The 293-nt window shown below is 66.9% G+C and carries 1 pseudogene; it reads left to right on the forward strand.

Going from position 1 to position 293, the window contains the following annotated elements:
• A pseudogene (locus JF781_RS28285) lies at positions 1 to 293 on the forward strand (hypothetical protein); the annotation flags it as partial.

A 293-nucleotide genomic window follows, 5' to 3' on the forward strand; every position in this document is an offset into this window, starting at 1 on the left:
CGGATCAGACCACCAACTCCGGCGCCGATCAATCCAGAGCCGTAGCCCAGGCCACCGGCACCGCCGCCGGGAGCACACGCAACGCCGTTACCCAGCAATCACTCTCAGCCGTCCCCAACATGCTGACCAGAGCCGCAGTGGGGCCAAATGCCGTCGACCCGTCGGTGACGGACGTGCTGGGCGTGGAGAGCGATCTGATCACGGTCTTTCTCAACGGGCCGGCGAGCCTCTCGGGACTCGGCATAGCAGCACCCTCGGGTACGGTTGCGCTTCCCTTCGACATCGCCGGCGCG

The sequence above is a fragment of the Mycobacterium sp. WUMAC-067 genome, from assembly GCF_020217485.1.
Lineage (GTDB): Bacteria > Actinomycetota > Actinomycetes > Mycobacteriales > Mycobacteriaceae > Mycobacterium.